Below are 26,188 nucleotides of genomic sequence, written 5' to 3' on the forward strand. Positions count from 1 at the left end.
GGCGAAGATAGGTTGTGTTCCGGCGTGTGACATTGCGGATAGCAGGGAGTATGGCAGGTGATTACTAATGTATAGAGCGATAGACCTGTTTGCCGGCATAGGCGGGATCCGGCTGGGATTTGAACAAGCGTTTGGGGCGGAGATGACTACCGTATTTACATCGGAGTGGAATAAAAAATCACAGGAAACGTATCTTGCAAATTTTGGAGAAGAAATACATATTTTTGGTGATATTACCGCGATTGACGAAAAAAATATCCCTCCTCATGATATTCTGTTGGCAGGATTTCCGTGTCAGGCATTTTCGTTAGCAGGAAAAAAAAGGGGATTTGAAGATACCAGAGGTACTTTATTTTTCGATGTGGCGAGAATTGTGAACTATCATAAACCGAAAGTTGTTTTTTGTGAAAATGTTAAAAACTTGGTTAATCATGACCGAGGAAAAACCTTTAAAATTATTAATCAAACGTTGCAGGATTTGGGGTATAAGGTTTTTCATAAAGTGCTGAACAGTAAAGATTTCGGAGTGCCGCAAAATAGAGAAAGAATATATATCGTCGCATTTCGAGAAGATATAGCCCCTAATACGTTTAGATTCCCGGAAAAAACGGACGATACTAAGGTCATTGCCGATATTATGGAAGAAAAAGAGCCGTCTTCTAAATATTATTTATCGGATGTATATCTTGCGTCTTTAAGAAAACATAAGCAAAGACACCAAGCGAAGGGAAACGGTTTCGGTTATGAAATCAGAGGGGTACACTCTGTTGCCGGCGCTATTGTATGTGGCGGCATGGGCAGAGAAAGAAATTTAATAATAGATAAAAGATTAACCGATTTTACTCCTGTAACGAATATAAAGGGGAAAATAAATCGCGAATATATACGAAAAATGACCCCTCGAGAGTGGGCAAGATTACAAGGATTTCCGGATGAATTTAAGTTGGTTGTGGCGGATACGCATCTTTATAAACAATTCGGAAATTCGGTAACAGTGCCGGTTATTAAGGCTATTGCGCAAAAGATTAAACAGCAATTAGAGGGCGTAAGAAGGAAAGACTGCGTTTAAGAAAAACCATAGTATGAACAAGTATGGCGTCATACAAAACAAAACTTTTCGACTCCTTTAGCGGGCACGGATACGTTCAAAAATCCTAACCGAGTTTTGTCGGCACACTTCTCAACGTGTAACCTATGTGTTGACAACTAAGAATAGAACCTTTATGTTTTTTGGTGTTTATCTTGACAAAGAGAACGCGATTTTGTAAAATAAACAAGTCTTAAAGATATGACTCGGTAGCTCAGCTGGATAGAGTGACTGACTACGAATCAGTAGGTCTAGGGTTCGAATCCCTACCGGGTCACCATTTGATTGAGATGCGAACTCTCTATTCTTACAGGATTCTGTAAGAATAGAGAGTTCGTTTTTTTTCGGTATACTTGATTTCGAGGCGGGGGCATTCCCGATTACGTTGCGGACGAGGGGGAGCGGTTGCGTTTCGGTACATGACGGAGCCGCCTTTTCGTACGAGGTGTGAAAAGAAAAGCGTGTTAAGCAGTCCGAGCGGTTGTCGGGCTGCTTTTTTGCAGGTGGCAGTATGTATAGGACTTTAAGGCCGGATGTACGGTAGGTTGTGTGTTGGTTCCGTTAAATACGCGTACCCTCCCGCAGGGAACGCGCATTTTTACGGCATCGGCGGTACGCGTTTTTTACGTCGCAGGCGAAAGAAGCGGCGTAAGAGGTCGGCGCATTCGTCGGCGCGAATGCCGGCGGTAACGGCTACGCGATGGTTCAAGCGAGGGTGGTCCGTCAGGTGAAAGAGGGTATGTACGGCTCCGGCTTTGGGGTCCGGGCAGCCGTACACCAGGCGATCCAGACGGCTGTTCACGATGGCGCCGGCACACATGGGACAGGGCTCGGTAGTGACGTAGAGGGTGCAGCCGGAGAGTCGCCAGCGGTTGAGGTGGCGGCAGGCTTTTTCAATGGCCAACAGTTCGGCGTGCGCCGTGGCGCAGGGAAGGGTTTCCCGCAGATTGTAAGCACGGGCAATGATCGTATTTTCATGGACAATGACGGCGCCGATGGGAATTTCTTCTACGGCAAAGGCGGTTTCGGCTTCCGCCAGCGCTTTTCCCATATATAATTCATCAAGTGTCATAGGACCTCCTTTACTAGGGGCAAAAAATATTTTTATATGGTCATTATACAAGAAATAAGCGATTTCGGCGATACGTATGCTATAATAAAAAGAACTACGGCAGGGAGGAGCGACGCGCATGGAGTCTATATGGTGGCATATTTTTGATATTCTCGGCACGGCGGCGTTTGCCTATTCCGGCGCTTTGGTGGCCGTATCGCGGCGGATGGATATTTTCGGCGTGTTCATGTTATCGGCGGCTACGGCGGTCGGCGGCGGTATTGTACGGGATATGTTGTTGGGAAATGTCCCGCCCGTGGCGTTTCGTACGTCCTTATACGGAGGGATTATTATTGCGGCAATGGCCGGCGCGATGGTGACAGTGTGGAATATTCGGGCCAAACGCCGGTTTTCCCGCATGATGGCAGCGTTATTTTGGTTGTACACGATTTGTGATGCTGTCGGGTTGGGCGCTTTTTCCGTAACCGGGACGTTGTTGGGGTGTCATTATTATCCGCAATACGGGCTGTTTGCGGTGATGTTGGGCGTTTGGACGGCCATTGGCGGCGGGATTATTCGCGATGTGTTTGCCGCCAAAATTCCCTTTGTATTTCGGAAAGAAGTGTATGCTACGGCTTCCGTTTTGGGGTGCGTCGTGTTGACCGGGTGTTTTTATACCTCTTTTTTATCGTTGCCGCCGGCTTCCGTACTGGCTTGTACGGTTACCATTGCCGTGCGGTTGTTGGCAGTGAAACGGCATTGGAATTTACCGTTAATTCACAGAAAACGGCATAGACCGTATTTTTTCAGATAGGCAGGCGAAGTAAGGTGAAGAGAATGCGCAGGGTATGGCGGTTGGTGTTGGCAGTGGTTCTGGTTTGCGGCGGTTCGGCCGTAAGTACGGCAAAAACGATTTTATATGTGCCGCAGGATGATCGACCGGTGGATTTGGCCTATACGACGGAAACGGCACGTGCCGCCGGCTATACCGTATTGACGCCGCCGGCGGCGTATCTTTCGGGAGCCTCGTTTACGGGGAATGCGGAGGCGCTGGCGTCGTGGGTGGAAGCTCATGCGGGACAGGCGGATGCAATGGTACTGTCTATGGATTCGCTGTTATATGGCGGGTTGGCCGATTCCCGTAAGCACGGGGAGGCGATGCCCGTGTTGCAGCGGCGGCTGCAACGGGTGGAACGGTGGCATCGGCAGTATGCGCAAGTGCCGATTTATGCGTTCAGCACGGTCATGCGCAGCCCGTGGGCGGGCGGCCGCGGGGTGGAGCCGGCGTATTATTTAACCTACGGAAGAAGTATATATTCGTTAGCGGCGTTGCAGTACAAGTGGCACACGGGAACCTTGTCCGCGGCGGATAAGCAGGCTATGTTTCAGCTTATGGGACAGATTCCGTTGGAATATTTGCAGGATTGGTACAGCCGTCGGCAAAAAAATATGGTCCTGAATGAGCGATTAATCGAAGATGCCCGGAACCATGTGTTCACGTATTTTTGTTTGGGGCATGATGATAATTCACAACATACACAATCGTCCTTGGAGGTGGCGTATTTGGAAAAAATCGCCGCCGCCGCGGGAGTTACCGATTTTGCATCCTTTCCCGGTGCGGATCAGCTGGGATTATTGTTAATCGCCCGGGCGCACAATGATTTTCAGCAACGGCATCCGACCGTGCAGGTGCTGTATCCGTTGGGAACGGGCGGGGAAACGGTGCCCCGGTATGACGGGCAAGCCGTGGAAGATACGGTTGCCGCCCACATTCAAGCGATCGGCGGTCGGGAAGTTACGACCGGGCGCCCCGATTTGTTGTTGGCCGTGTATACGCCGTTGCTGCGCGGGGACGGCGAAGCGGCGACGGTGGACAATGTGCCGATTATGTCGGCGTCGGCGCGGACGTTTTTGCAACAGATTCGCCGGGCGACACGGCAACATATTCCGGTCAGCATTGTGGATTTGACTTTTTCCAACGGTTCGGACAACACGTTGTTGTACGGCTTATATACACAGCACATGTTGTATACGCCGACCGCGTATAACGGCTGGAATACGGCGGGAAATGCTATCGGTTACGGCATAGGACAGGGAATTTTGGCTGCGTCGATGACGGCGGCAGATAGAAAAAATATGTTGGCTGTGCAGTATTTGGACAATTGGGCGTATCAGGCCAATGTACGGGATTATGTACAACGCATGCAATTAAAAATGCAACGTCATGTGTGGGAACCCTGCTATGCGGAGGAAATGACGGAATTGCAGAGTTTGGCAAAAGAACAGGTGCAACGGTACGCCCGACTGTATTTGGGCTTGGATCCGCATACGGTCGAGGTTACGTTGCCGTGGCGGCGGCTGTTTGAAGTAGCAGTACAAATTCGTCCGCAAGGCGATGTGCCGGAAGAAGCGCAAGTGCGACGGCAGTTGCGGGAAGACCGTATAAAGGCCCGGGAAGAGCGGGTGCGGGCGGCGGCCGCGGCGCTTACGCAGGCGGATGGAAATGAGCCTGCGGACGGGAAGACGCCGGCACAACTCGCGGCCCGACAGGCGTATGAAGACGCGGTTGCCGACTGGCAGCGGGAAACAGTGGCCGCCGCCGACGCCCGCACGATTCAGGAGGAAGAAGAACGGGCACAGACGCTGCGTACGTGGCAACCGCGTCTGTAAGGCGGCCGGTTGTTGTACATCCGGGGGGCGGTACGGTTGTAAAAACGGCATTCTCCCGAGCGCGGGCACAAATCCTCCATTGACAAAAGAGCTCTTTTTGAGTATAATTTCAGTGTGTGCAGTAAAGCACTCCCTAACAAATTTTGGAGGGAGGGATACAGGATGTCCGAAATCAAAGTCGGTAAAAATGAAACGTTGGATAGCGCACTTCGTCGGTTTAAACGCTCTTGCCAGAAAGCGGGCGTGCTTTCCGAAGTACGTAAGCGTGAGCATTATGAAAAGCCGAGTGTACGTAGAAAGAAGAAGTCCGAAGCAGCACGGAAACGGAAGTTCAGAGCATAAGGGTTCGGAAACAGAAGGTGATGACATGTCGCTGAAAGAAGAATTGCTGCAGGATATGAAAGCGGCGATGAAGGCAAAAGCTGACGGAAAGACGGCATTGTCGGTGATTCGTATGGTTCGTTCCGCAGTTCGCAATAAGGAAATCGATGAAAAAATTGAACTCGATGACGCCGGTGTAGGTGCGGTTATTGCGAAGGAAATGAAGCAGCGCAAAGAATCGTTGGCGGAGTTTGAAAAAGCGGGTCGTAACGATTTAATTTCTCAAGTTCAGGCGGAAATTTCCGTGTTGGAAAAGTATATGCCGAAACAACTTTCTATAGAGGAAGTACGACAACTGGTACAGACGGTGACAGCCGGAAAACCGGATTTAAAAATGGGCGACGTCATGAAAGCGGTTATGCCGCAAGTCGGCGGTAAAGCGGACGGACGCGTCGTTTCGCAGGTAGTAAAAGAAGTTTTGCAAAATAAATAAAGGAATGCAAGTAAACGCTTGACAAACCTAAAATTTGATTGTATCATAAGTACATGATTTGCAAAATAAAATAAGAACGAGAGTCAAAGAAGACTCCGCACTCCTTCGGGAGCGGAGTCTTCTTTTTTTTTCGTAAGGAGGAATTTTTATGACAAAAGACGGTTTGGTGTATGTAATTCCCGCCGGGAAGTACGGCAAAGAAGGGGTATTGGCTTTATTACGGCAACATCCGGAAATCAAATTTGTGTCGTTGGTCGGTATTGATTTGGCCGGGAATGATACGGATGAAAAAATTCCCGTATCCTTATTTTTTGAAGACTATGATAAATTTTTCAATGCGGCCGCCTGCCAAACGGACGGTTCCTCCGTCGTCCTGCCGGGGATTGCCACCTTGGCCAATGCGCGGGTGGATATGAAAGCCGATCCGGGTGTGAATTGGTTCGTCGATTATAATGACGAAAATATGGACGCCGTCACCGGCAAGCCCGTAGGGACGTTGCGGATTCCCGCTTTTTTACAGCATGCGACAGGGTATATTGATTCCCGGTCCGTGTTGCGCAATACGACAAATTATGTCGGTAATAAGATAAAAGAATTGATTCGGCAATACGGCATACAGGGGCTCGCAGTGACGGCGGAAGATATTGACAAGATTGTGTTTACGACTGCTACGGAATTGGAATTTTGGGTAAAAACACCCAGTCAGGAAGTGGCGACCCGCCTTCTTTCGGCGTCGCAGAAATTGCAGGAACAATATTGGCAACGCACGCACGGCGTCGTGCGAACGGCTTTGGAACAGACCATAGAACGATTGGCACAGTACGGGCTGGAACCGGAAATGGGGCATAAAGAAGTCGGCGGTATTAAGGCGCATATTGACGATTCGGGAAAATTGATTTTCGTCTTGGAACAGTTGGAAGTGGACTGGAAATATGCTTCCGATCCGGTGCAAACGGCGGACAATGAAATTCAGGCGCGCATCATTATTCGCGAAGTATTTCGGGAAAACGGCCTGGAAGTTACATTTCAGGCAAAACCGATTCACGGCGTGGCCGGCAGCGGCGAACATACGCATGTGGGCATCGGTGCCGTATTGAAAAACGGAAAATTTATTAACCTGTTCAATCCGCACGACATGCATACGGAATTTTTATCGCCCCTCGGGTATGGCGCATTAATGGGGATTTTAAAACATTATGAAGTAATTAACCCGTTTGTATCTTCGACTACGGATTCGTTAAATCGTTTAAAACCCGGATTTGAAGCGCCCGTATGCATCGTTACCGCCTTGGGGGGCGAACGGCCCGACGTGCCGACCCGGAATCGCAGCGTGTTGGCGGGCCTGATTCGCAGTGTGGAAGCGCCGTTGGCCACGCGGATTGAAATGCGGGCGCCGAATCCGTTTACCAACACGTATATTGCCATTGCCTTATTCTACCTGGCGGCGCTGAACGGGATTACATACGCCCTGAAAGAAGGGAAAACGTCGGCGGAATTGTTGGCGGAATTGTCTAAAAAACCGGGAGAAAAAGCGGCATACTTGGAAACGGATCGGGCGTATCGTTCGGAAGTAGATGTTTTTGAACATTTCGGAGAAGAAGAACGCAGCGCCATGTTCGGCAAAGCGCCGCGAACGGTTTGGGAAAATTTCCAAGCTTTGAACCGGTACCCGGAAAAATTGGCGGCCTTAGTATGCCCGGCATTTGAAAAGCGGATTATGGATTCGTTTGCCTTGGGAGCGCTGAATCGTTGGGCGTTGGAATTACAATATCGCAGTGTGCCGGAAAACTTGGCCAAAGTCATTGCCGCCAAGCAGCTGCACGGCGAAGGGGACGGCAATCCGCTGGAAGAAGCGCGGTGGCGGACGATCAATGCGTTGCGCACGGAATTGGGCCGGGATACGGACCGCGGCCTGTCTATTTTTTCGCGGATCAAGAACGCCCTGGCGGCCAAGGATTATGATACGGCTTCCGATTTAATGGTAGTCATGAATGACAAAATGGATGAGTTGGACGAATTATATTATGAATATTCTCATAATGCATTTTAATGGCGTTTGACGACGACCGACAACACCCCGTCTTTATAAGGCGGGGTGTTCGGCATGCAGCCGGCGACGACGAGGAGCAGGTTTCTTATATATCGTGCCATAGAAAACGACTATGTTGACAGTGTCGTTATTCGTCTTGTATAATAAGTCCGTAGTCATGGGGCTGACGGAAGCGGATTTCCGCGGGGCGCATGATACGTACCGCCGACCTTCCGGAGATTGTCCGACAGGGGCGGAATTTTTTTTAGCGGGTAAGGAGGAACGAGTATGACGGTACGGAGTGATATTGAAATTGCACAGCAGGCACAGTTGACACCGATTACGGAGGTAGCGGCCAAGGTCGGGTTGACTGCGGACGATTTGGAATTATACGGAAAATATAAGGCAAAAATTTCTTTTGCGGCCATTCGGCGGCTGCAAAAAAAAGCGGACGGAAAATTAGTTTTGGTTACGGCCATTACGCCGACGCCCGCCGGAGAGGGCAAAACCTTGACCTCCATCGGCTTGGCACAGGCCATGAATAAGTTGGGCACGTCGGCGGTCGTGGCGTTGCGCGAACCGTCCATGGGCCCCGTATTCGGGATGAAAGGGGGCGCCGCCGGCGGCGGCTATGCGCAAGTCCTGCCGATGGAAGACATTAATCTGCATTTTACCGGCGACATGCATGCGATTACGGCGGCGCACAACTTGTTGGCGGCGGCGCTGGATAATCACGTACATCAGGGAAATGCACTGCGCATTGATGTGCGGCGCATATTGTGGAAACGGGTGGTCGATATGAACGACCGCGCATTACGCAATATTGTGGTCGCCATGGGCGGCAAGGTTTGCGGATTCCCGCGGGAAGATCATTTTATGATTACCGTGGCTTCGGAAATTATGGCCATCTTATGTTTGGCGACAGACTTGATGGATTTAAAAAAACGCATGGCGGCGATTTCGGTAGCCTATGACTTGGACGGCAAGTTGGTAACCGCCGGACAGTTGGGCGTTGCCGGTGCCATGGCGATACTCCTGAAAGATGCCATCAAGCCGAATTTGGTGCAAACGTCGGAACATACGCCGGCATTGATTCATGGCGGTCCGTTTGCCAATATTGCCCATGGTTGCAATTCGATTATTGCCACTAAATTGGCGCTGAAAATGGGGGATGTGGCAATTACGGAAGCCGGGTTCGGCGCGGATTTGGGAGCGGAAAAATTTATGGACATTGTTTGCCCGTACGGCAACCTGCAGCCGCATGCGGCCGTTTTGGTGGCGACCGTGCGTGCGTTAAAATTGCACGGCCATGCGGATCCGCACGACTTGGCAAGCGAAAACACGGCAGCCCTGCAAGCCGGCCTGGACAATTTGGCCAAGCATCTGGACAATTTGCAACAGTTCGGCGTACCTGCCGTGGTCGGCATTAATCGCTTTACGTCCGATACGGAACGGGAAATTCAACTGTTGCGCACGTGGTGTGCGGAACGGGATATACCGGTGGCGATTAATACGTGTTGGCGCGACGGCGGCGACGGCGGCAAAGAATTGGCGCAGGCCGTATTGCAGGTTTTGAAACAGGAAACACGTCCCGTTCATCCTTTATATGAGGCGCAGACCGGGATTGCGGAAAAAGTGAAAACCGTCGTGCAGCGTATATACGGCGGCGAGGACGTCGTATTCACGAACAAAGCGAAAAAACAGTTACAGGAAATAGAAGACTTCGGGTGGGGACATTTGCCGATTTGTATGGCCAAAACGCAATATTCCCTGTCGGATGATCCGCAGCGATTGGGCGCTCCGACCGGGTTTACCGTCACCATTGACGACGTAAGCCTTTGCACGGGGGCCGGCTTTATTGTTTGCCGCACGGGCAATGTCATGGTCATGCCGGGATTACCGAAAGTGCCGGCGGCGACGCGGATGGATATTGATGAAAACGGCAAGATTACGGGGTTATTTTAATGAACACGGACGCAGCGTGGCGGCAGCAATCGTTGGACGCGTTTTTGCAGGCCACCGCTTCTTCCGCTCCGGCTCCCGGCGGCGGCGGTGTGGCCGCCTTGACGGCGGCTTCGGCGGCGGCGTTGTTGGAAATGGTGGCGAATTTGACGCTTCATAAAGCGGGATATGAAGACGCACAAGCGGTAATGGCGGACATCCTTACGCGGGCACGGCAATTGCGACAGGAATGTCTGGCCGGGATTGCCGCGGACGGCGCCGCTTTTCAGCAGGTCATACAGGCGGTGCGGTTGCCCAAGGATACGCCGCGGCGCGAGATGCTGGTGCAGCAAGCCTTTCAGGAGGCGGCGCGCGTGCCGTTCCGATTGGGAAAAAAGATGTTTACCTTGTCGGAATTGGCTGTACAAGCTGTAAAATGGGGGAATAAATGGGCCATTACGGATGCCGCCATTGCGGCCTTACAGGCCCGCGCGGCCATGCGCGCTTCCTTTTACAGTGTGCGCATTAATTTACAATCCGTTCATGACGAAGCCTTTGTGGCGCAGCTGGTACGGGAGATGCGTACCATAGAAGAACAAGCGGCCGCCCGGGAAGAACAAATGGAACGGACCTATCGGGACCGGTAAATACGGACGGCACAACGGGGAATCCCCGGACAAATAAAAAAAATCACCTGTACGGAGTATTTCGTAAAGGAGTAAAAAAAACGACGGACAGCCTGTAAGCGGGCACCTAAGAAATAACGACCATACAAGAGTAAAAATGCTCTTGTATGGTCGTTTTCTTATACGTAAGTAGCGAAATATAGGGGAGAGAGGGGATACTATTTCAGTGAATAACCGTCTTTATATCGCGTATATACATATTCATAAATCTGCCGGCGATACATAGAAATACTAATCTCATCGTCACACGCCGGTAATTCGGCCCAAAGAGTATCACGGATAAGATTACCAATCGCCGCTTTTGTTTCTTGCTTATCTGTCCAATGATCAAATTCGGCAATTTCAGTTTTTATTTTCCGGATTAGTGAGGTGGCAACTTCTTTGAGGAACGTGTTCAAGCATCTCCGGCTCAATATCCGGACTTGTCCGGCACATCGGATATTACGGCTCCGGTACCGGCCTTCCCGCCACGGACGGAAGAGGAAAAATATATCCTGATGCCATTCTTCCGGCTGCCGGAAGACACACCGGAACTTCGCTGTCGGCGTGACCATGTCCTCTACGATGTCCGGCAGAAGTAGGACTTCATCCGGACGACGGAAGGAAACGTCATCCATTACGGCTTTATCGAGAAGTTCATCGAACGCCCGGGGGAAACGTACCACATCCGGAAAATCGCCTACGACCGCCGGCATGCCGCCCGGATGGTGCAGAATCTCGAGGACATGGGCTTTACCATGGTGCCTTTCGGTCAGGGGTTCAAGGATATGTCGCCGCCGTCGAAGGAGCTGTTCAAGCTCCTGCCGGAAGGGAACATCATCCATGGCGGTAATCCCGTTCTCCAATGGATGGCCGGCAACGTGGTCATGCGCCGGGATCCGGCGGGGAATAGCAAGCCGGACAAAGAAAAATCCGTCGAAAAGATCGACGGAATCGTGGCGTCCATCATGGTACTGAACCGTTGCATTTGCAACGGGACCGGCAGCGGCAGTGTCTATGATGAACGGGGCGTTATTGCATTTTGATTTTTGTCAGCCGGCTGTAGCCACCTGGAGTTTCAGGTCGAGGGCCTGCATAAGCTTGACGAGAGTATCGAGCTTTGGCGTTGTCTTCAGCGTCTCGATACGGGCTACCGAGGACTGGGGGATACCGCATCGCTCTGCAAGGGCGCGCTGGCTGATGCCCAGTTCCTGTCTCCGCCGGATGATGGAGGAAACAATGTCGCTTACTTCTTCGATTTCTTCCATATTGCGGCGTTCTTCTTCGCTGACGGTCTTTACATGATTCTTATAGTCTTCCCAGGTTCTCATTGTTTTGCCTCCTTCTGGCGGATGTAATCGTCGCGTTCTGCTTTGGCACGGGCGATTTCCCGTTTCGGTGTTTTCTGTGATTTTTTGCGGAAATGATGGAGCAGTACATACTGGCTCTCGTCATAGTAAAAATAAAAGACCCGGTTGTTTCCTGGACGCAGTTCCCAGATGTCTTCTTCCAGATGTTTGGTGATATTGACCGGCAGATTGGTGCCGTTTTTGGCGAGCAGGTCGATATAGAAGATAATTTGGTTGTATTGGATACGGGCATCTTTGCTGCTTTTGCTTTTCACCCGCAGGGCTTCCAGAAAATCCCAGACTTCTGATTCGCCATGCTGGTTCTCATAAAATTCAATCTTGTACATCATGATCTCCTTTATTGTTCCTATTTGAATGATAGCATAAATGCTATCAAAAGGCAAGGGAGGCAAAGCTGCATCGATTCATTGCATTTTTGATTTATACATATTCATAAATCTGCCGGCGATACATAGAAATACTAATCTTATCGTAACACGCCGGTAATTCTGCCCAAAGAGTATCACGGATAAGATTATCAATCGCCGCTTTTGTTTCTTGCTTATCTGTCCAATGATCAAATTCGGCAATTTCAGTTTTTATTTTCCGGATTAGTAAGGTGGCAACTTCTTTGAGGAACGTGTTCAAGCAGCTCCGGCTCAATATCCGGACTTCGGCCGGCATCCGCCGGATACCGGAACAGGTCTACGACAAGGGTAATCTTTCCATTGACCGGGATTCTCTGCGGGGACGGATGTGCTACGGCGGGCCGGACTTGTCCGGCACATCGGATATTACGGCTCCGGTACCGGCCTTCCCGCCACGGACGGAAGAGGAAAAATATATCCTGATGCCATTCTTCCGGCAGCCGGAAGACACACTGGAACTTCGCTGTCGGCGTGACCATGTCCTCTACGATGTCCGGCAGAAGTAGGGCTTCATCCGGACGACGGAAGGAAACGTCATCCATTACGGCTTTATCGAGAAGTTCATTGAACGCCCGGGGGAAACGTACCACATCCGGGAAATCGCCTACGACTGCCGGCATGCCACCCGGATGGTGCAGAATCTGGAGGACATGGGCTTTACCATGGTGCCTTTCGGCCGGGGGTTCAAGGATATGTCGCCGCCGTCGAAGGAGCTGTTCAAGCTCCTGCCGGAAGGGAACATCATCCATGGCGGCAATCCCGTTCTCAAATGGATGGCCGGCAACGTGGTCATGCGCCGGGATCCGGCGGGGAATAGCAAGCCGGACAAAGAAAAATCCGTCGAAAAGATTGACGGAATCGTGGCGTCCATCATGGTACTGAACCGTTGCATTCGCAACGGGACTGGCAGCGGCAGTGTCTATGATGAACGGGGCGTTATTGCATTTTAGAATAAATCACTGTGACTTCCCGTACGGGTCAGCGTCAACGTTAGAATGTCGGTCTCGACTTTGTAAATCAGCAACCAATCCGGCAGAATATGACATTCACGGAAACCGGCGCAGTTTCCCGACAGGGCATGATCCCGATACTTGGCAGGAAGCAATTGCTCCATCACAAGACAGTCAAGTACTTCCTGAAAAAGCTCCGGGGTATGCCCGGGCTGCTTGATTACCCGCTTGTAATCCTTGCGGAATTGTTTGCGGAAGCGGATCTTAAGCATTCAGGATCTCCATGACATCTTCAACAGAATCATAAGTCTTGCTGAGATTGCGATGATGATTTACATCGTCAACAGCTCTTAAGGTCTCCAGCTCATTAGGCGAAATGCGCAGATCAAACGGGATACCGCCATAGCGGACAACGGTGCGCAGGAACATATTGATTGCTGTAGAAGTCGGGATACCCAAATTCGCAAAAATAGTTTCTGCCTGATGCTTTAAATCTGCATCGACACGAAGATTCAGCGTTTTTGTATCAGCCATATGAATCAACTCCTTTTATTGATATTATAAAGCTAAATGAGGAAAATGTAAAGCAATTTACTTTACAATATAAGGACGGAGATAGTATGCAAATCCTATTTTTATCCGGCTTGTTCCGTACCGGGGACAAGCCTCAGAACTATTATATCGACACGGATTTCCGTTACCTGTTCGGCTCTTCTTCCGGTGGCAAGACGGTCAATCAGTTCACGGCCATGCAGACGACGGCGGTGTACGCCTGTACGGAGTATTTCGTAAAGGAGTAAAAAAACGACGGACAGCCTGTAATCGGGAACCTAAGAAAAAACGACCATACAAGAGTAAAAATGCTCTTGTATGGTCGTTTTCTTATACGTAAGTAGCGAAATGCAGAGGAGAGAGGGGATACTATTTCAGTGAATAACCGTCTTTATATCGCGTATATACATATTCATAAATCTGTTGGCGATACATAGAAATACTAACCTCATCGTAACACGCCGGTAATTCTGCCCAAAGGGTATCACGGATAAGATTATCAATCGCCGCTTTTGTTTCTTGCTTATCTGTCCAATGATCAAATTCGGCAATTTCAGTTTTTATTTTCCGGATTAGTGAGGTGGCAACTTCTTTGAGTTTCTTAATATCCGCTTTGCTCAAATCATCACGGAACAACATATCATACAGAGAAAGCTCCTCATCACTTGCAAGGCCTTCACGGACATAGCGTTGTTCCTCTTGGCTCATTTGGTTCGCCAAATCTATCAATTCCATAAAAGTCTTCTCAATGGTGGCTCTGTCCTGCTCACTATTATACGTATCGATAATTTTCTGATAGCGTTCGTAGTAGTCAATGCGATCAGGATTAGTAAAAAGCATACGGTCAAGTTTCTGCCGGATTACTTCCTCTAAATCCTTCAAAACAAGGTTCTTTTTCTTAATTTTTGCGAACTCTCTGCGAAGAAGGTCAAAGTTAATGGCACTGATATCAAACCTGCGTGGCGTTTCATGCACCATAGCAGGTGTATGATGAATCTCCACATACTCACTTATAATTCCATTAATTTCAATCATAAGGTCAGTAGTATTGGTATGCTTACGCTTTTTTTGTAGTTCAGCATAGATAGCGGCGATCGCTTCATACTGCTTGCGAGTATGACCGGTGATATCATCTCTGTCCGTATATTTCATTAGACGATTCAATTCAGAAGCATAGGTGGTATATGTTTTTTTATCCTCAAGCGAACCGCATACTGCATTCGCCGCTTCTTGAAGGGAGGATAATTTCATAAAATTTTCAGCATGGATAAGCATTTCCAAATCAAAATCACGGTCACGCAAGAATGTATCTGTTTTCCCAATAGTTTCGATAATACGAGCAATGAGTTCGTCCTTATCTACGGTAGGGTCCAAGCCACCACTTCCACCTACATTAGCAGTATAATCTGCCAAAGCCTTTCGTAACGATTTTACGATTCCAATATAATCTATAATTAAACCATTGCTTTTGCCTTCGCTTACACGGTTGGCACGTGCTATAGTCTGCATAAGGGTATGAGCCTTTAAAGGCTTGTCGAGATATAGGCAGGAAAGGCATTTCACATCAAAGCCGGTCAGCCACATGGCACATACAAAGACCACACGGAGCGGATTTTTTGAATCCTTAAATTCTTTATCTAATTCACGCGTTTCCATCTTAGTACGATGCGTCTTGATGTCTAACCCCCACTTTTTAAATGTTTGGATTTCATTCTGTTCCTGACTGATGACAACCGCCATTTCCGTGTCTTCCAGCCATTTAATTTTTCTTTCCAATTCAAGCGCTTCTTGTTGACCGGCAGCTTTCAAACTTGCTTTTATATGGTTGATTTCTGCTTGCCAATAGTCCTGAACATAATTATACATACGAACGCAGGTAACCTTATTTAAGCAAACGAACATAGCTTTTCCGCTTGTCCACAAATCAGAATAGTGCTTTACAAAGTCTTGTGCAATAGACTTTAATCTGGGCTCGGCTGTGAGTAGGTGAATTTCTTTTGCAAATTCAGCTTCCAGCTTATCCTGTTGGTCAACATCAATGTCGGCATTTTCGATCGCCTCAAGAATTCGATTGGTGATTTCAGGATTATGTAAATCTACAATCTTTTCTCCACGATTCTCATAGTAAAGAGGGACCGTAGCACCATCTTCCACCGCTCTCTTAAAATCATAGACTGATACATACCCGCCAAAGGTACGAGCAGTAATATTATCACCGGAAAGTAACGGTGTACCGGTAAAGCCGATGCGGGCAGCAGTAGGCAACAACTTCATCATCGTATCCGCAAAGATACCATACTGGCTACGATGCGCTTCATCCGACATGATAATGATATCGTGATCAGGATAGATAGGCTTTTCATTGGGTTTATTAAACTTCTGAATCAATGTGAAGATAAAGCTCGGATTTCCCTGCAGTTTCCTCACCAGGTCATCGCCACTTGTGGCAATAAACTGTGAAGCCTTTATATCCTTACCAAGAAGTCCGCAATTCTCGAAAGTATCACTAATCTGACTATTCAGTTCATCACGGTCCGTAAGGATAACGAAGGTTGGCGTTCCTTCCATCTTTCTTCGTACCTTTTTAGCAAAAAACACCATGGAATAACTTTTACCGGATCCTTGGGTATGCCAAAACACGCCGAGCTTACCATCATTAAGATTTCTATTTGCATACGCTTTCATCGCTTCGTTCACACCGAGGTATTGGTGGTTACGAGCCAGTATCTTTGCCGTGTGTCCGTCAGAATGATCATATAGGATAAAATTTTCAAATAAATCAAGGAAGTTTTCTTTCTTACAAATACCGCGAAGCATAGTTTCAAGCGCCACACTTCCTCGGTCTTCTTCGGCAAGACGCTTCCATTCATGAAAGAATTCATACTTACTGCCCAGGGTACCCACCTTTGCTTCTGTTCCGTTGGAAAGCATAAGAAAGGCATTGTAATAGAATAAGTGAGGGATAGTATCCAGATAATCGGTGTAGTTATCTTCATAGGCATTCTGCACATCCACCGTATTTTTCTTGAGCTCTACAAACAGGAGGGGAATACCATTTACAAAGCCTACGATGTCCGTTCTTCTGCGATATAAATCTCCATGAATCTTAAGTTCTTTGATGGCAAGAAAATAATTGGTATGGGGATTTTTAAAATCAATCACCATCGCCTTTTTCATTTCCGTTTGTCCATTTGGCTTTTTGACGGTAACAGGAATGCCATCACGAATCAAAAAATATTTTTCTTCATTCACCCGGAGTAGGGAAGAAGTAGACAATCTCTTCTCTAAAACCTGCCGGGCCTCAAGTATCTGGTTTTCATGGATCCAGGGATTAAACTTTCTAAGGGCCTCGTAAAAATAGCGAGTCAGTAAAATATCCTTATAGCTTTCTCGACCGAACGAACCATGTTTGCCTAGGTCCTCTGTATTATAGGCCAACTGAACATCCCAGCCTAATTCATCACGCAGTAAATTACCTGCACTTTCCTGAACAAGGATATTTTCAGAATACTCATAGCTCATGATTTGCCACCTCCATCTTTAATTTATTATTTGAAGCTCCCAATAGCTGTAATTTCATCATTCTTTCTTGAACATTCTTCTGAGAGTTTGCATTCTTTATAAATAGTGGGGACTTATTATCAGATTTACTGATGAGCATCCATAGTAATGTAAAATTCTTTACCTGATCATCATTTAATTTCATTGCAATAGCTAAAATCTCAGTTAAAGAATTCGCATCTAAAAACATAAACAACTTTCTTAACAGACCTGCAATCAAATCAGATACTTGTACATATATATTCTCGTGTGACTTTACAAACTTCCAGTTATTAAGTTGAATACCATTTCCATATAATTCCAAATCAGCTATTTGCTTTTGCACTGTAGGTTCTTCGTCAAATATGTGATTTGACTTACTGAATATTTCACATCTTTCTGTATAGAAGAGATAATATTCTTGAATTAACATAAACGGTTCATTATCTTGAACAAAAATCAACCTACCAAGCTTTCCTGCAGCTTTTAGCATTTGTCGAAGTAGTTCCAAGAAGAAATCGGGAGCATATTCGCTATCGTCATTATATGCCCATATCAAGGAGCATAGTTCATTACAAAACGTAAATACATCCTTAACATCAGGATATGTATGTCTTATGAAAATATCTATTACTTCGTCTTGATGCTCAATCACAAAATCATACAAAGCACCTTTGATAGCCCACATATACATGAGGCACTGAGGATGTGTTTCCCAAAGGGAGTCCACAATATCAACTAATGAATAATAAAGGTTGTTCAATGCACTGTAGTGAATATACAAACCACTTCTGCTTAACCATTTCAAAAATCCCGTGACTCTTTTACTGCCTATGAAAGATTGGAAATCTCTTGAATTATGATATAGGTGTTTGAACTTTAATTCCTTTTGACCTTCCTTATAGTCTAGTGCTGTATATAATGAGGGAACATCAATGTCAAAAGATGTACCTTCATGTGCAACACCAGCTAATACAAAATCACCCTTCAGTGCATCGATATTATTAAATCCTGTATCCGTAAGAGTAAACTTTCTGCAGTTACCACTCTCATCGTAATAGAAAGTCATTTCTTCTTCAAAAGGTGGTATACCATTCAAATCAAACACAGCCTTCTTTTGGCCTTCAACATTGATTCTTGTCATGCCTACACCTCGATTTCTCCGCTCATTAGTTTGGGTGATAAGCGGTCACGTGCCTGTTGCAGTAAAATAACCTGCTCTGATAAACTTGCAATATTGTCAATGATTGGTTGGATTTGCTTGTTAAACCTTTCTGCTATTTCCAAATCAGGGATAATAACTGGCATGTTCCTCATATCATTCCAACGTACATAAGGCATTGTAGTGCCGACAGAAATTTGTGTTGCGTAATCAACTGTGTCTTTTGTGAATAAAAGCATAGCAAGGTAAGACCAATATGATGGATCTTTTGCGTTTAGAACAAAACAAGTAGTTCTTGTTAATCCTTTATCTCTTGCCACTACAACTTTATGAAAGTAGGGACGCATAGCACCAAAAATAATATCTCCTTTCTGAAATCCTATAAGAGAACTTTTAGCAAGTGATACGTCATTCACCTGAATATAACCAAGTGATTTCTTTGGGATACAATCTATTGGTAGATAATACTTATAATTATCTCTTTTCTCTTTCTTTTCTTTTTTGCCAGAATTTATAGCTACATCTCCAAGAACCCCAAAAGTCCAGCCCTCAGGCACACCATCGACAATCTCCACATCCTCATATCCCGGAAAATGCAAATCCACAAACCACTCCTTATAAAGCCTCCGGGCTGCTTCTTCGAGAAGTTTAATTTGTTTTTGGTTGTTTTCGATTAGGTCATCATAGGATTTTAGTATATTACCTATTTTCTTTTGTATTGCTAAATCAGGACAAGGAAAAGACAGACCTTTGATGTGTGCTGGACTTATATTTGCTTGATTTGCAGCACCCCCTGCTTTAGCAGCAAGTTTGATTTTTACCGCATCTTGAGAAAGATAATAATAGATATAGTTTATATCAGCTTCGGCATTAGCTTTGATGGTTATTTTCCCTACACGCTGGTTTAATAATGTTGAGTCAGAATACTTTACTCTTGCAACACGACCTACTACAGATGTCCATTGATTAATATGAGATCCGGTCATAGCAATCAATACATCGTCATAGGAAAGCATAAATTTCTTTTGTTTTTCAGCCACCTCATTTGAAACATATGTTAAATCATCTAATGTTACGCAAGGAGGACTAATATTCTTTATTTTAATAATAGGTACACCATTATCTACAAAATCTTTTGTTTTAAAAGCAAAACCTGAGAGTATATCAATGTAATCACCTAATAATTCTTCTTTATAACTCATAACCCCATCTCCTTCAAATTCTGCGAGATGGTATCCATGAGGTCATTTGATTCTGCTTGTAAAGACAATAATTCCTTGTGGATTTCAGCCATGCGTTCTTCAAAGTCCAACCCATCATCTTCAACCGGTGCCACGCCGACATAGGCTCCCGGCGTCAGTGACCAGCCTTTTTCTTCAATCTCCGAAAGGGATGCTATTTTACAAAGACCGGGAACATCGGCATAGACGCCGTCGCCGAATTTTTCATAGAGCCGGTTGGCTTCCTTGGCGATGGTGAGGGTTTCGGTAATTTCTGCAATCTTTGCATCATAGGCTTCCTGCGTTTTTCTCTTTTCACGCTTTTCAGCTGCTTCGACTGCTTTCTTGGCTTCTACCCGAAGGACTTTTGCTTTCTCTGATAATTCATGTACCTGTTCGGCGAACGCCTTATCACTGCCCAGAGCAGCGTGATATTCATTAAGAAGGGCCGCGTATTTATCGACCTCACCACGATAGAGCCATACAATGGCATTCAAGTTTTTAAGTTGCCAATCCGTCCATTCGTTCAGCGTACGGTCGACAACTGTATAATAATTTCTGGCATCGATGAAAAGAACCTTGTCCTTGATAGGCGCCGCTTTTCCCTTATCAAAGAACCAAAGGGAACAAGGTAATGATTTGGTATAGAAAAAGTTATTCCCTACACTAACCATGGCATCGACATGACCGGTTTTCACAAGACTTTCTCTGATGGTTTTATCTTTGCCTTGACTATCGGTAGCAGAGGAGGCCATGACGAAACCGGCACGACCTGTTTCGTTCAGGTAACTATAGAAGTAAGAAATCCAAAGATAATTCGCATTTCCCACTTCTTTATGTTTATTAATGCTTGGCATACCGAACGGCAACCGCTTGGCACTTTCACAGGATTCGGCCTTTACCTTGTCTACATTGAAAGGGGGATTTGCCATTACATAATCGCAACAACCGGCAAGGTTGTGGGCATCGTAATAGAAAGTATTCGCTTGGTCACCGGATTTGATAAGGACTGTTAGTCCATGAACTGCCATATTCATCAGGCAAAGCTGCGCATTATATTCAACCTTTTCCTGACCATAAAAAGTCATGGTGCTGGTTGCATTCATTCCTGTAGCATTGACAAAATCCCCTGATTGAATGAACATACCGCCGCTGCCGCAGGCCGGGTCGAGTAAGACGCCACCGGTAGGTTCAATAATATTAACAATCATCTTGACAAGCGATTTAGGTGTGAAGAAAACACCGTCATCTGATGCGATGTTCTTGGCAAATTTATTTAAGAAGTACTCATAGATTCTGCCGATAATATCGCCGCCGATTTCATCAAGAGCAGCGTTATTAAAGATACGAAGAAGATCTGATAAAATCTCATCAGAGAAATCAGTATAGCTGTTAGGCAGTACACCCACTAACTGTTCTCTCTGGTCTTCGATGAGCTGCATAGCGTTATTGACTACTTCTCCTAAACTAGTCATGCTGTGACCGTCTTTATTAACAAGTCCGGCAGCAGAAATATCTTCCGGAAGATTCAACAAGTAATCATACTGTGCTTCTTTAGGAAGATATAAGGCACTTTTTGCTGCGAAATCACTTGCCTCAACAGGCATCACGCGACCGCCGCGAGAGGGACGTCCTTGTAAGATTTCTCGTTCCACCATTTTGTATCTGCTATAGGCGTAGCGTAGGAAAATCAGTCCCAGTACAGGCATACAATATTGATTGGATGTCAGCTTGGAACCGGCACGCAATAAGTCCGCAGATTCCCATAAATCCGATTCAAGTTTTCTTATATTAATCATTTTAATCATCCTTCGCAGTAAATTCCCACATATCATTGGGCGTGCAGTGTAACGCCGTACGGAGGCCCGCCGCTTTTGCCGGCGATAGATATTGACCCGTGCGCAATTTAGTAATAATATTCGCGGAAATATTGCTCATTCTCATTAAAACCTGATTGGAAATATCTTTTTCCGGTATACGATGTACGCGTTTGTTAGCATGGAAAGCCATAGGGGTCTCCTTATTTTCTCCATTCATACTAGCACGATGCCGGGAATATAGCAACGCGGTAAACGCTTGTTTGCTTCCTATGACCGGGAACCGATGGCACCGGCGAACCGGCGCGAAGTCCTCGCAGGATGTATTTCGGGCGCACAAGAAGAAGGCCGTACGGCAGAGGCTTTCCGGAAAGCCGTTCTCTACGTAAAAGCGACGTAGCCGGTAGCAGTACCGATTACGCCGCTAATAGTTTAGGTAGTAAATCTCTAAGTGCATGCCCTTTACGGGCGATTGTTTGTACGATGCTCAGACATTAAAGCGGAAATAGGTTACGTCGCCGTCCTGCATGAGGTACTCTTTTCCTTCCAAGCGGACCAGGCCTTTTTCTTTGGCCGCCTGTTCGCCGCCGCAGGCAATCAGGTCGGTATAGGATACGATTTCGGCACGAATGAAGCCCCGCTCTATATCGGTATGGATTTTTCCCGCCGCTTTTTGCGCTTTCGTGCCTTTGACAATGGTCCAGGCACGCACTTCATCGGCGCCGGCCGTAAAGAAATTAATCAATCCCAAGAGGGAATAGCCGGCTTTGATCAGCTTGGTCAATCCCGACTCGGAAAGACCTAATTCTTCCAGAAAGGCGGCGGCTTCGTCGTCGGGAAGTTCGGCGATTTCCGCTTCGATTTTAGCGGAAACGGCCACGACTTGCGCCCCTTCGGCGGCGGCGAAGGCGGTCAGTTTCTGTACCAGCGGATTGGCGTCCGGTTGCGCCGCTTCGTCTTCCGCTACATTAGCAATGTATAAAATCGGTTTGATGGTGAGGAGATTTAATTCTTTCACGGTCTGTTTTTCTTCGTCCTGCAGGGCTACTTTGCGGACCGGTTCGCCCGCTTCCAGGGCGGTAAGAATTTTTTGCAGCACGGCCAATTCCGCCTTGGCCGCTTTGTCGCCGCATTGCGCTATTTTGGCGAGGCGATCGACGCGGCGCTGTACCGTTTCCAGATCGGCCAAACATAGTTCCGTATTGATGATGTCAATATCACGCAACGGATCGACGGATCCGGATACATGGGTAATGTTGTCGTCTTCAAAGCAACGAACCACTTCGGCGATGGCATCGGTTTCCCGAATATGGCTGAGGAATTTATTGCCCAGCCCTTCGCCTTTGGAGGCGCCCGCTACCAGTCCGGCAATATCGACGAACCGCATGACGGCGGGAATTGTTTTTTTTGGATGATACATGTTGGTGAGGGTGCGGAGTCGCGCATCCGGCACTTCCACTACACCCACATTCGGTTCAATGGTACAGAAGGGGTAATTGGCCGCTTCCGCACCGGCTTTGGTAATGGCATTAAATAAGGTACTTTTGCCGACATTCGGCAAGCCGACAATGCCTACTTCTAAATTGGTACTCACTGTTATACCACCTTTATCGGAATAATTTCAGATCGGCAATCCGCGCGATGGCCCGGATTGTATTTTCACGAGTGCCGAAAGCGGTGAGTCGCAAATACCCTTCGCCGTGCGGTCCGAAGCCTTCTCCGGGAGTGGTTACGACGTGCGCTTTCGTCAGCAGTAAATCAAAGAAATCCCAGCTTTTCATGCCGTTCGGGGTTTGTACCCAGGCATAGGGCGAGTTGGTCGCGCCGTACACGGTAAAGCCCGCGTTTTGTAAGCCGTCGCGAATAATATGGGCATTTTCCATATAATAGGCGACATCCGCCAGGCACTGCGCCCGGCCTTCCGGGGAATAATAGGCTTCGGCGGCGCGTTGCACGACATACGGCGTCCCGTTGAAGAAGGTGCATTGCCGCCGATACCAGAGCGGATTCAGGGCGACCGCCCGGCCGTCCGCCGTGTACGCTTTACAAGCATGCGGCACGACTACGTAGGCGCAACGCGTACCGGTAAAGCCGGCACATTTGGAATAGGAGCGAAGCTCAATGGCCACTTCTTCGGCACCGGGAATTTCAAAAATGCTGTGCGGTACATCGGCTTCGGTAATATAGGTTTCATATGCCGAATCGTAAATAATAATGAATTTATTTTCTTTGGCCGCCTGTACCCAATCGGTCAATTCCCGGCGCGACATGGCAGTACCTGTCGGGTTGCTCGGATTGCACAAATAGACAATATCCGTCTTTTCTTTCGGCGGCTGCGCTTTAAAGCCGTTTTCCGCCGTGCAGGGCAGGTATACGACCCGGTCGTACTGCTTTTTTGCCGCATTATAGTCGCCCGTATGGCCGGCCATGACGTTGGAGTCCAGGTATACGGGGTAGACCGGATCGGCAACGGCAAAGGTCAAATCGTTCCCGAAAATTTCCTGAATGCAGGCGACATCCGTTTTGGCGCCGTCACTGACGAACACTTCATCGGCCTGCAGAGAGACGTTGCGCGATTCATAGTCGCCTTTAATAATGGCACGGCGTAAAAATTCATAGCCCTGTTCCGGGCCGTAGCCGCGAAACGTGGCGGCCTGTCCCATTTCATCTACGGCTTTATGCATGGCGGCGACAATGGCCGGCGCCAAAGGTCGGGTGACGTCGCCGATGCCGAGACGAATGATTTCGGCCTCCGCATGAGCCTCGGAAAAACGTGCCACTTTTTTGGCAATGTCGGCAAACAGGTAGTTGCCGGGAAGTTTTAAATAATTTTCATTTACGTGAGCCATAGGTAGCCCTCCTTACTTTCATACTTGTTAACATCCTCTATTTTACTACATCGCCGGCGGCTTGAAAAGAAACCGGCCGGGAGAATTGTCGACAACCTGCGCGGGTCGGCCCGGAACGGCAGCGGTCATTTACAAGGAACATAAACTCATTCATATCGCAAGGCGTCAATGGGATCTTTCAGGGCCGCTTTGCGGGCCGGATAGAGGCCGAAAAAAATGCCGGTGCCGACGGAAAAGGCAAAGGAGAGAAGAATGGGGAAGAGGGTGATTTGCGTTTCTATATTGCCGATCCCCGAAAGCAGTCGGGCCGAGAGGCAACCGACGGCAATGCCCGCTAAGCCGCCCAGGACACTGATGACGACGGATTCGATGAGAAATTGCAGCATAATGGCGGCGTAGGTTGCGCCCAGCGCTTTGCGGATGCCGATTTCGCGCGTTCGTTCCGTGACGGAAACCAGCATAATATTCATAATGCCGATGCCGCCGACCAGTAACGAAATGGCGGCAATACTGCCGAGAAACAGGGTGAGCATGGCGCCGGTTTTGTGCAGGGTTTGCTGAATGCTTTGTAAGGTCTGGACGGTAAAGTCGTCATCCTGTCCGGGTTGTATATGGTGCCGCTGTCGCATAATATTGATTACCGCGCCCTGCACGCCGTCAATATAAGGCGGCGTATCGACCTGCATCATAATGCCCTGCAAATAGGTGATGCCCAGAAGCCGTTCCTGCGCCGTTGTCAGAGGAATCAGGATGACATCGTCCTGATCGTCGCCCCAGACGGAAGCGCCTTTGCTGTCCAGGACGCCGATAATGCGGTAAGGCTGGCCGCTGATCCGTACCGTTTGCCCGACCGGATTTTGACTTTGGAAGAGTTTTTTGGCGACCGTTAAGCCGAGTACGGCCACGCGCCGGCGCGAGTGCAGATCGTCGGCGGTTAAAAAGAGGCCCGAGCGGGTCGCCAGATTGCGGATATACAAGTAATCCGGCGTGACGCCGTACAGCGTAGTCGTCCAATTTTTATTTCCCGCCACGAGGGGAACGGTCTGATTGACGACCGGGGATAAGTGCGCAATATGGGGAATTTCTTTGGCGATTGCCGCCGCATCGTCCAAGGTTAAGGTTCGGTCGGAGCCGGCGGCACCCTGTACATCATCCGAATCGGCACTGCCGGGGAGAAGCATGACCATATTACTGCCCATGCCGGAAATGGAATCGGTAATATTTTTTTTCACGCCCATGCCGATGGCCACCATAATAATGACGGCCGCCACGCCGATAATCATTCCCAGCATGGTCAGGAGGGAGCGCAGGCGATTGGCCAATAAAGAAGTCAACGCCATGTGAATACTTTCGCTAAACCACATCCATGACGACCCCCTTTCCTTCATCGCGGGTAATAGTCCCGTCACGCAGCAATAATTGCCGCTCCGCGGCGGCCGCTATTTCCGGTTCGTGGGTCACTAAAATCACGGTTTTTTTCTGTGCCTGCAAGTCTTTTAACAGGCTCATAATGTCCTGCGTAGAGCGCGTGTCCAAATTTCCCGTAGGTTCGTCCGCCATAATAAGCGGCGGATTATGAACCAGCGCCCGGGCAATGGCCACCCGTTGCCGCTGGCCGCCCGAAAGCTCGGTCGGTGTATGTTTCCGCCAAGACGTAAGGCCCACGTCGGCCAACATCCGTTCGGCGCGGTACGTCCGTTCCCGGCGCGGCACGCCTGCATAGACCAGGGGCAGGGCGACGTTTTCCAAGGCGGAAAGACGCGGTAACAGATTGAAATTTTGAAAGACGAAGCCTATATCGCGGTTACGCGTATGGGCCAATTCATCATCCGTCAATCGGGATACTTCACGCCCTCCCAGCAAATACGAGCCCGTATGGGGGCGGTCCAAACACCCGAGAATATTCATGAGCGTCGATTTTCCCGAGCCGGAAGGCCCCATCAGCGCGACAAACTCGCCGGCACGGATGGTTAAATCAATGTCCCGCAGGGCGGTGAACTGTTGCCCGCCCATCGTATAGGTTTTGCTGATATGATGGAGTATAATGATAGGTTCCGACATAAG

29 protein-coding genes and 1 tRNA gene are annotated in these 26,188 nt (G+C 48.1%); 14 read left to right on the top strand and 16 right to left on the bottom strand.

Annotation, left to right across the window (positions count from 1 at the left end):
- The first annotated feature begins 67 nt into the window (after positions 1-67).
- Together HMPREF1039_RS01915 and HMPREF1039_RS01920 are read left to right on the top strand one after the other, a co-directional pair.
- On the top strand, positions 68-1,069 hold the full coding sequence (locus tag HMPREF1039_RS01915) for a DNA cytosine methyltransferase (RefSeq protein ID WP_007390629.1): 1,002 nt from the start codon (positions 68-70) through the stop codon (positions 1,067-1,069).
- A 221-nt stretch (positions 1,070-1,290) separates the two neighbouring features.
- Positions 1,291-1,367: transfer RNA gene (locus HMPREF1039_RS01920), tRNA-Arg, on the top strand.
- A gap of 318 nt (positions 1,368-1,685) precedes the next feature.
- Here HMPREF1039_RS01920 and tadA read toward each other — a convergent pair.
- Positions 1,686-2,159 carry a tRNA adenosine(34) deaminase TadA gene (gene tadA, locus HMPREF1039_RS01925; RefSeq protein ID WP_007390702.1) on the bottom strand — a complete coding sequence of 158 codons (474 nt, stop codon included), beginning with the start codon at positions 2,157-2,159 and terminating at the stop codon, positions 1,686-1,688.
- A 118-nt stretch (positions 2,160-2,277) separates the two neighbouring features.
- On the opposite strand from tadA, the gene HMPREF1039_RS01930 reads away from it, so the two are divergent.
- The 8 genes from HMPREF1039_RS01930 (at position 2,278) to HMPREF1039_RS01960 (ending at position 10,239) form a co-directional block, all read left to right on the top strand.
- On the top strand, positions 2,278-2,952 hold the full coding sequence (locus HMPREF1039_RS01930; protein ID WP_007390660.1) for a trimeric intracellular cation channel family protein: 675 nt from the start codon (positions 2,278-2,280) through the stop codon (positions 2,950-2,952).
- A gap of 23 nt (positions 2,953-2,975) precedes the next feature.
- On the top strand, positions 2,976-4,808 hold the full coding sequence (locus HMPREF1039_RS01935; RefSeq protein ID WP_039891647.1) for a DUF4127 family protein: 1,833 nt from the start codon (positions 2,976-2,978) through the stop codon (positions 4,806-4,808).
- Positions 4,809-4,970: 162 nt separating this feature from the next.
- Complete coding sequence (gene rpsU / locus HMPREF1039_RS01940; protein WP_007392176.1) at positions 4,971-5,150, top strand: 30S ribosomal protein S21; 180 nt, start codon at positions 4,971-4,973, stop codon at positions 5,148-5,150.
- Between the two features lie 25 nt (positions 5,151-5,175).
- A complete protein-coding gene (locus HMPREF1039_RS01945; protein WP_007390678.1) occupies positions 5,176-5,622 on the top strand; it encodes a GatB/YqeY domain-containing protein in 447 nt (148 codons plus the stop codon).
- Positions 5,623-5,770: 148 nt separating this feature from the next.
- Complete coding sequence (locus HMPREF1039_RS01950; protein ID WP_007390669.1) at positions 5,771-7,672, top strand: type I glutamate--ammonia ligase; 1,902 nt, start codon at positions 5,771-5,773, stop codon at positions 7,670-7,672.
- A 112-nt stretch (positions 7,673-7,784) separates the two neighbouring features.
- A complete protein-coding gene (locus HMPREF1039_RS08105; protein WP_156210649.1) occupies positions 7,785-7,943 on the top strand; it encodes a hypothetical protein in 159 nt (52 codons plus the stop codon).
- A complete protein-coding gene (locus tag HMPREF1039_RS01955) occupies positions 7,940-9,616 on the top strand; it encodes a formate--tetrahydrofolate ligase (RefSeq protein WP_007390730.1) in 1,677 nt (558 codons plus the stop codon). Before HMPREF1039_RS08105 ends, HMPREF1039_RS01955 begins: the two co-directional genes overlap by 4 nt.
- Positions 9,616-10,239 carry a cyclodeaminase/cyclohydrolase family protein gene (locus HMPREF1039_RS01960; protein ID WP_007390739.1) on the top strand — a complete coding sequence of 208 codons (624 nt, stop codon included), beginning with the start codon at positions 9,616-9,618 and terminating at the stop codon, positions 10,237-10,239. The genes HMPREF1039_RS01955 and HMPREF1039_RS01960 overlap by 1 nt, the downstream gene beginning before the upstream one ends.
- A 197-nt stretch (positions 10,240-10,436) precedes the next feature.
- Here HMPREF1039_RS01960 and HMPREF1039_RS08625 read toward each other — a convergent pair whose 3' ends face one another.
- Positions 10,437-10,973: a hypothetical protein gene (locus tag HMPREF1039_RS08625; RefSeq protein ID WP_039891651.1), complete on the bottom strand. Its 537-nt coding sequence runs from the start codon at positions 10,971-10,973 to the stop codon at positions 10,437-10,439.
- On the opposite strand from HMPREF1039_RS08625, the gene HMPREF1039_RS08630 reads away from it, so the two are divergent.
- On the top strand, positions 10,917-11,303 hold the full coding sequence (locus tag HMPREF1039_RS08630) for a terminase TerL endonuclease subunit (RefSeq protein ID WP_235720022.1): 387 nt from the start codon (positions 10,917-10,919) through the stop codon (positions 11,301-11,303). The two genes, HMPREF1039_RS08625 and HMPREF1039_RS08630, sit on opposite strands and share 57 nt — an antisense overlap.
- A 6-nt stretch (positions 11,304-11,309) precedes the next feature.
- On the opposite strand, the gene HMPREF1039_RS01975 is transcribed toward HMPREF1039_RS08630, so the two are convergent.
- From HMPREF1039_RS01975 to HMPREF1039_RS01985, 3 genes are all read right to left on the bottom strand, one after another.
- Positions 11,310-11,588 (bottom strand): helix-turn-helix domain-containing protein, encoded by a 279-nt coding sequence (locus tag HMPREF1039_RS01975; RefSeq protein ID WP_039891653.1) that lies wholly within the window; start codon positions 11,586-11,588, stop codon positions 11,310-11,312.
- The gene (locus HMPREF1039_RS01980; RefSeq protein ID WP_039891655.1) at positions 11,585-11,953 is read right to left on the bottom strand and encodes a type II toxin-antitoxin system RelE/ParE family toxin; all 369 of its coding nucleotides are present in this window, start codon (positions 11,951-11,953) and stop codon (positions 11,585-11,587) included. Before HMPREF1039_RS01980 ends, HMPREF1039_RS01975 begins: the two co-directional genes overlap by 4 nt.
- Positions 11,954-12,047: 94 nt before the next feature.
- Positions 12,048-12,254, bottom strand: coding sequence for a hypothetical protein (locus HMPREF1039_RS01985; protein ID WP_007390600.1), 207 nt, complete (start codon positions 12,252-12,254; stop codon positions 12,048-12,050).
- On the opposite strand from HMPREF1039_RS01985, the gene HMPREF1039_RS08245 reads away from it, so the two are divergent.
- Positions 12,238-12,540, top strand: a complete 303-nt coding sequence (locus HMPREF1039_RS08245; protein ID WP_206535950.1) for a hypothetical protein — start codon at positions 12,238-12,240, stop codon at positions 12,538-12,540. The two genes, HMPREF1039_RS01985 and HMPREF1039_RS08245, sit on opposite strands and share 17 nt — an antisense overlap.
- Before the next feature lie 30 nt (positions 12,541-12,570).
- Positions 12,571-12,984, top strand: a complete 414-nt coding sequence (locus HMPREF1039_RS08250) for a terminase TerL endonuclease subunit (RefSeq protein ID WP_206535949.1) — start codon at positions 12,571-12,573, stop codon at positions 12,982-12,984.
- Here HMPREF1039_RS08250 and HMPREF1039_RS01995 read toward each other — a convergent pair.
- On the bottom strand, positions 12,981-13,256 hold the full coding sequence (locus tag HMPREF1039_RS01995) for a type II toxin-antitoxin system YafQ family toxin (RefSeq protein WP_007390613.1): 276 nt from the start codon (positions 13,254-13,256) through the stop codon (positions 12,981-12,983). The genes HMPREF1039_RS08250 and HMPREF1039_RS01995 overlap by 4 nt on opposite strands.
- On the bottom strand, positions 13,249-13,518 hold the full coding sequence (locus HMPREF1039_RS02000; protein WP_007390674.1) for a type II toxin-antitoxin system RelB/DinJ family antitoxin: 270 nt from the start codon (positions 13,516-13,518) through the stop codon (positions 13,249-13,251). Before HMPREF1039_RS02000 ends, HMPREF1039_RS01995 begins: the two co-directional genes overlap by 8 nt.
- A gap of 86 nt (positions 13,519-13,604) precedes the next feature.
- Here HMPREF1039_RS02000 and HMPREF1039_RS07810 point away from each other — a divergent pair, with 86 nt between their 5' ends.
- Positions 13,605-13,784 carry a hypothetical protein gene (locus HMPREF1039_RS07810; protein WP_007390637.1) on the top strand — a complete coding sequence of 60 codons (180 nt, stop codon included), beginning with the start codon at positions 13,605-13,607 and terminating at the stop codon, positions 13,782-13,784.
- Positions 13,785-13,905: 121 nt separating this feature from the next.
- Here the strand turns inward: HMPREF1039_RS07810 and HMPREF1039_RS02010 are convergent, their stop codons facing one another.
- From HMPREF1039_RS02010 to HMPREF1039_RS02050, 9 genes are all read right to left on the bottom strand, one after another.
- Positions 13,906-17,058 (bottom strand): type I restriction endonuclease subunit R, encoded by a 3,153-nt coding sequence (locus HMPREF1039_RS02010; RefSeq protein ID WP_007390731.1) that lies wholly within the window; start codon positions 17,056-17,058, stop codon positions 13,906-13,908.
- Entirely contained in the window at positions 17,048-18,220 is a 1,173-nt protein-coding gene (locus HMPREF1039_RS02015) for a DUF3800 domain-containing protein (protein WP_007390689.1), read from the bottom strand. The genes HMPREF1039_RS02010 and HMPREF1039_RS02015 overlap by 11 nt, the downstream gene beginning before the upstream one ends.
- A 2-nt stretch (positions 18,221-18,222) precedes the next feature.
- Positions 18,223-19,440, bottom strand: a complete 1,218-nt coding sequence (locus tag HMPREF1039_RS02020; protein ID WP_007390615.1) for a restriction endonuclease subunit S — start codon at positions 19,438-19,440, stop codon at positions 18,223-18,225.
- Entirely contained in the window at positions 19,437-21,257 is a 1,821-nt protein-coding gene (locus tag HMPREF1039_RS02025) for a type I restriction-modification system subunit M (RefSeq protein WP_007390681.1), read from the bottom strand. The genes HMPREF1039_RS02020 and HMPREF1039_RS02025 overlap by 4 nt, the downstream gene beginning before the upstream one ends.
- A 1-nt stretch (position 21,258) precedes the next feature.
- On the bottom strand, positions 21,259-21,468 hold the full coding sequence (locus tag HMPREF1039_RS02030) for a helix-turn-helix domain-containing protein (RefSeq protein WP_007390703.1): 210 nt from the start codon (positions 21,466-21,468) through the stop codon (positions 21,259-21,261).
- Positions 21,469-21,762: 294 nt separating this feature from the next.
- Positions 21,763-22,869: a redox-regulated ATPase YchF gene (gene ychF / locus HMPREF1039_RS02035; protein WP_007390715.1), complete on the bottom strand. Its 1,107-nt coding sequence runs from the start codon at positions 22,867-22,869 to the stop codon at positions 21,763-21,765.
- Between the two features lie 13 nt (positions 22,870-22,882).
- The gene (locus HMPREF1039_RS02040) at positions 22,883-24,124 is read right to left on the bottom strand and encodes an LL-diaminopimelate aminotransferase (RefSeq protein ID WP_007390616.1); all 1,242 of its coding nucleotides are present in this window, start codon (positions 24,122-24,124) and stop codon (positions 22,883-22,885) included.
- A gap of 146 nt (positions 24,125-24,270) precedes the next feature.
- Entirely contained in the window at positions 24,271-25,488 is a 1,218-nt protein-coding gene (locus HMPREF1039_RS02045) for an ABC transporter permease (RefSeq protein WP_039891660.1), read from the bottom strand.
- Entirely contained in the window at positions 25,478-26,185 is a 708-nt protein-coding gene (locus HMPREF1039_RS02050) for an ABC transporter ATP-binding protein (protein WP_007390634.1), read from the bottom strand. Before HMPREF1039_RS02050 ends, HMPREF1039_RS02045 begins: the two co-directional genes overlap by 11 nt.
- Positions 26,186-26,188: the final 3 nt, after the last annotated feature.

It is taken from the genome of Megasphaera lornae (genome assembly GCF_000214495.1).
Taxonomy (GTDB): Bacteria; Bacillota; Negativicutes; order Veillonellales; family Megasphaeraceae; genus Megasphaera; species Megasphaera lornae.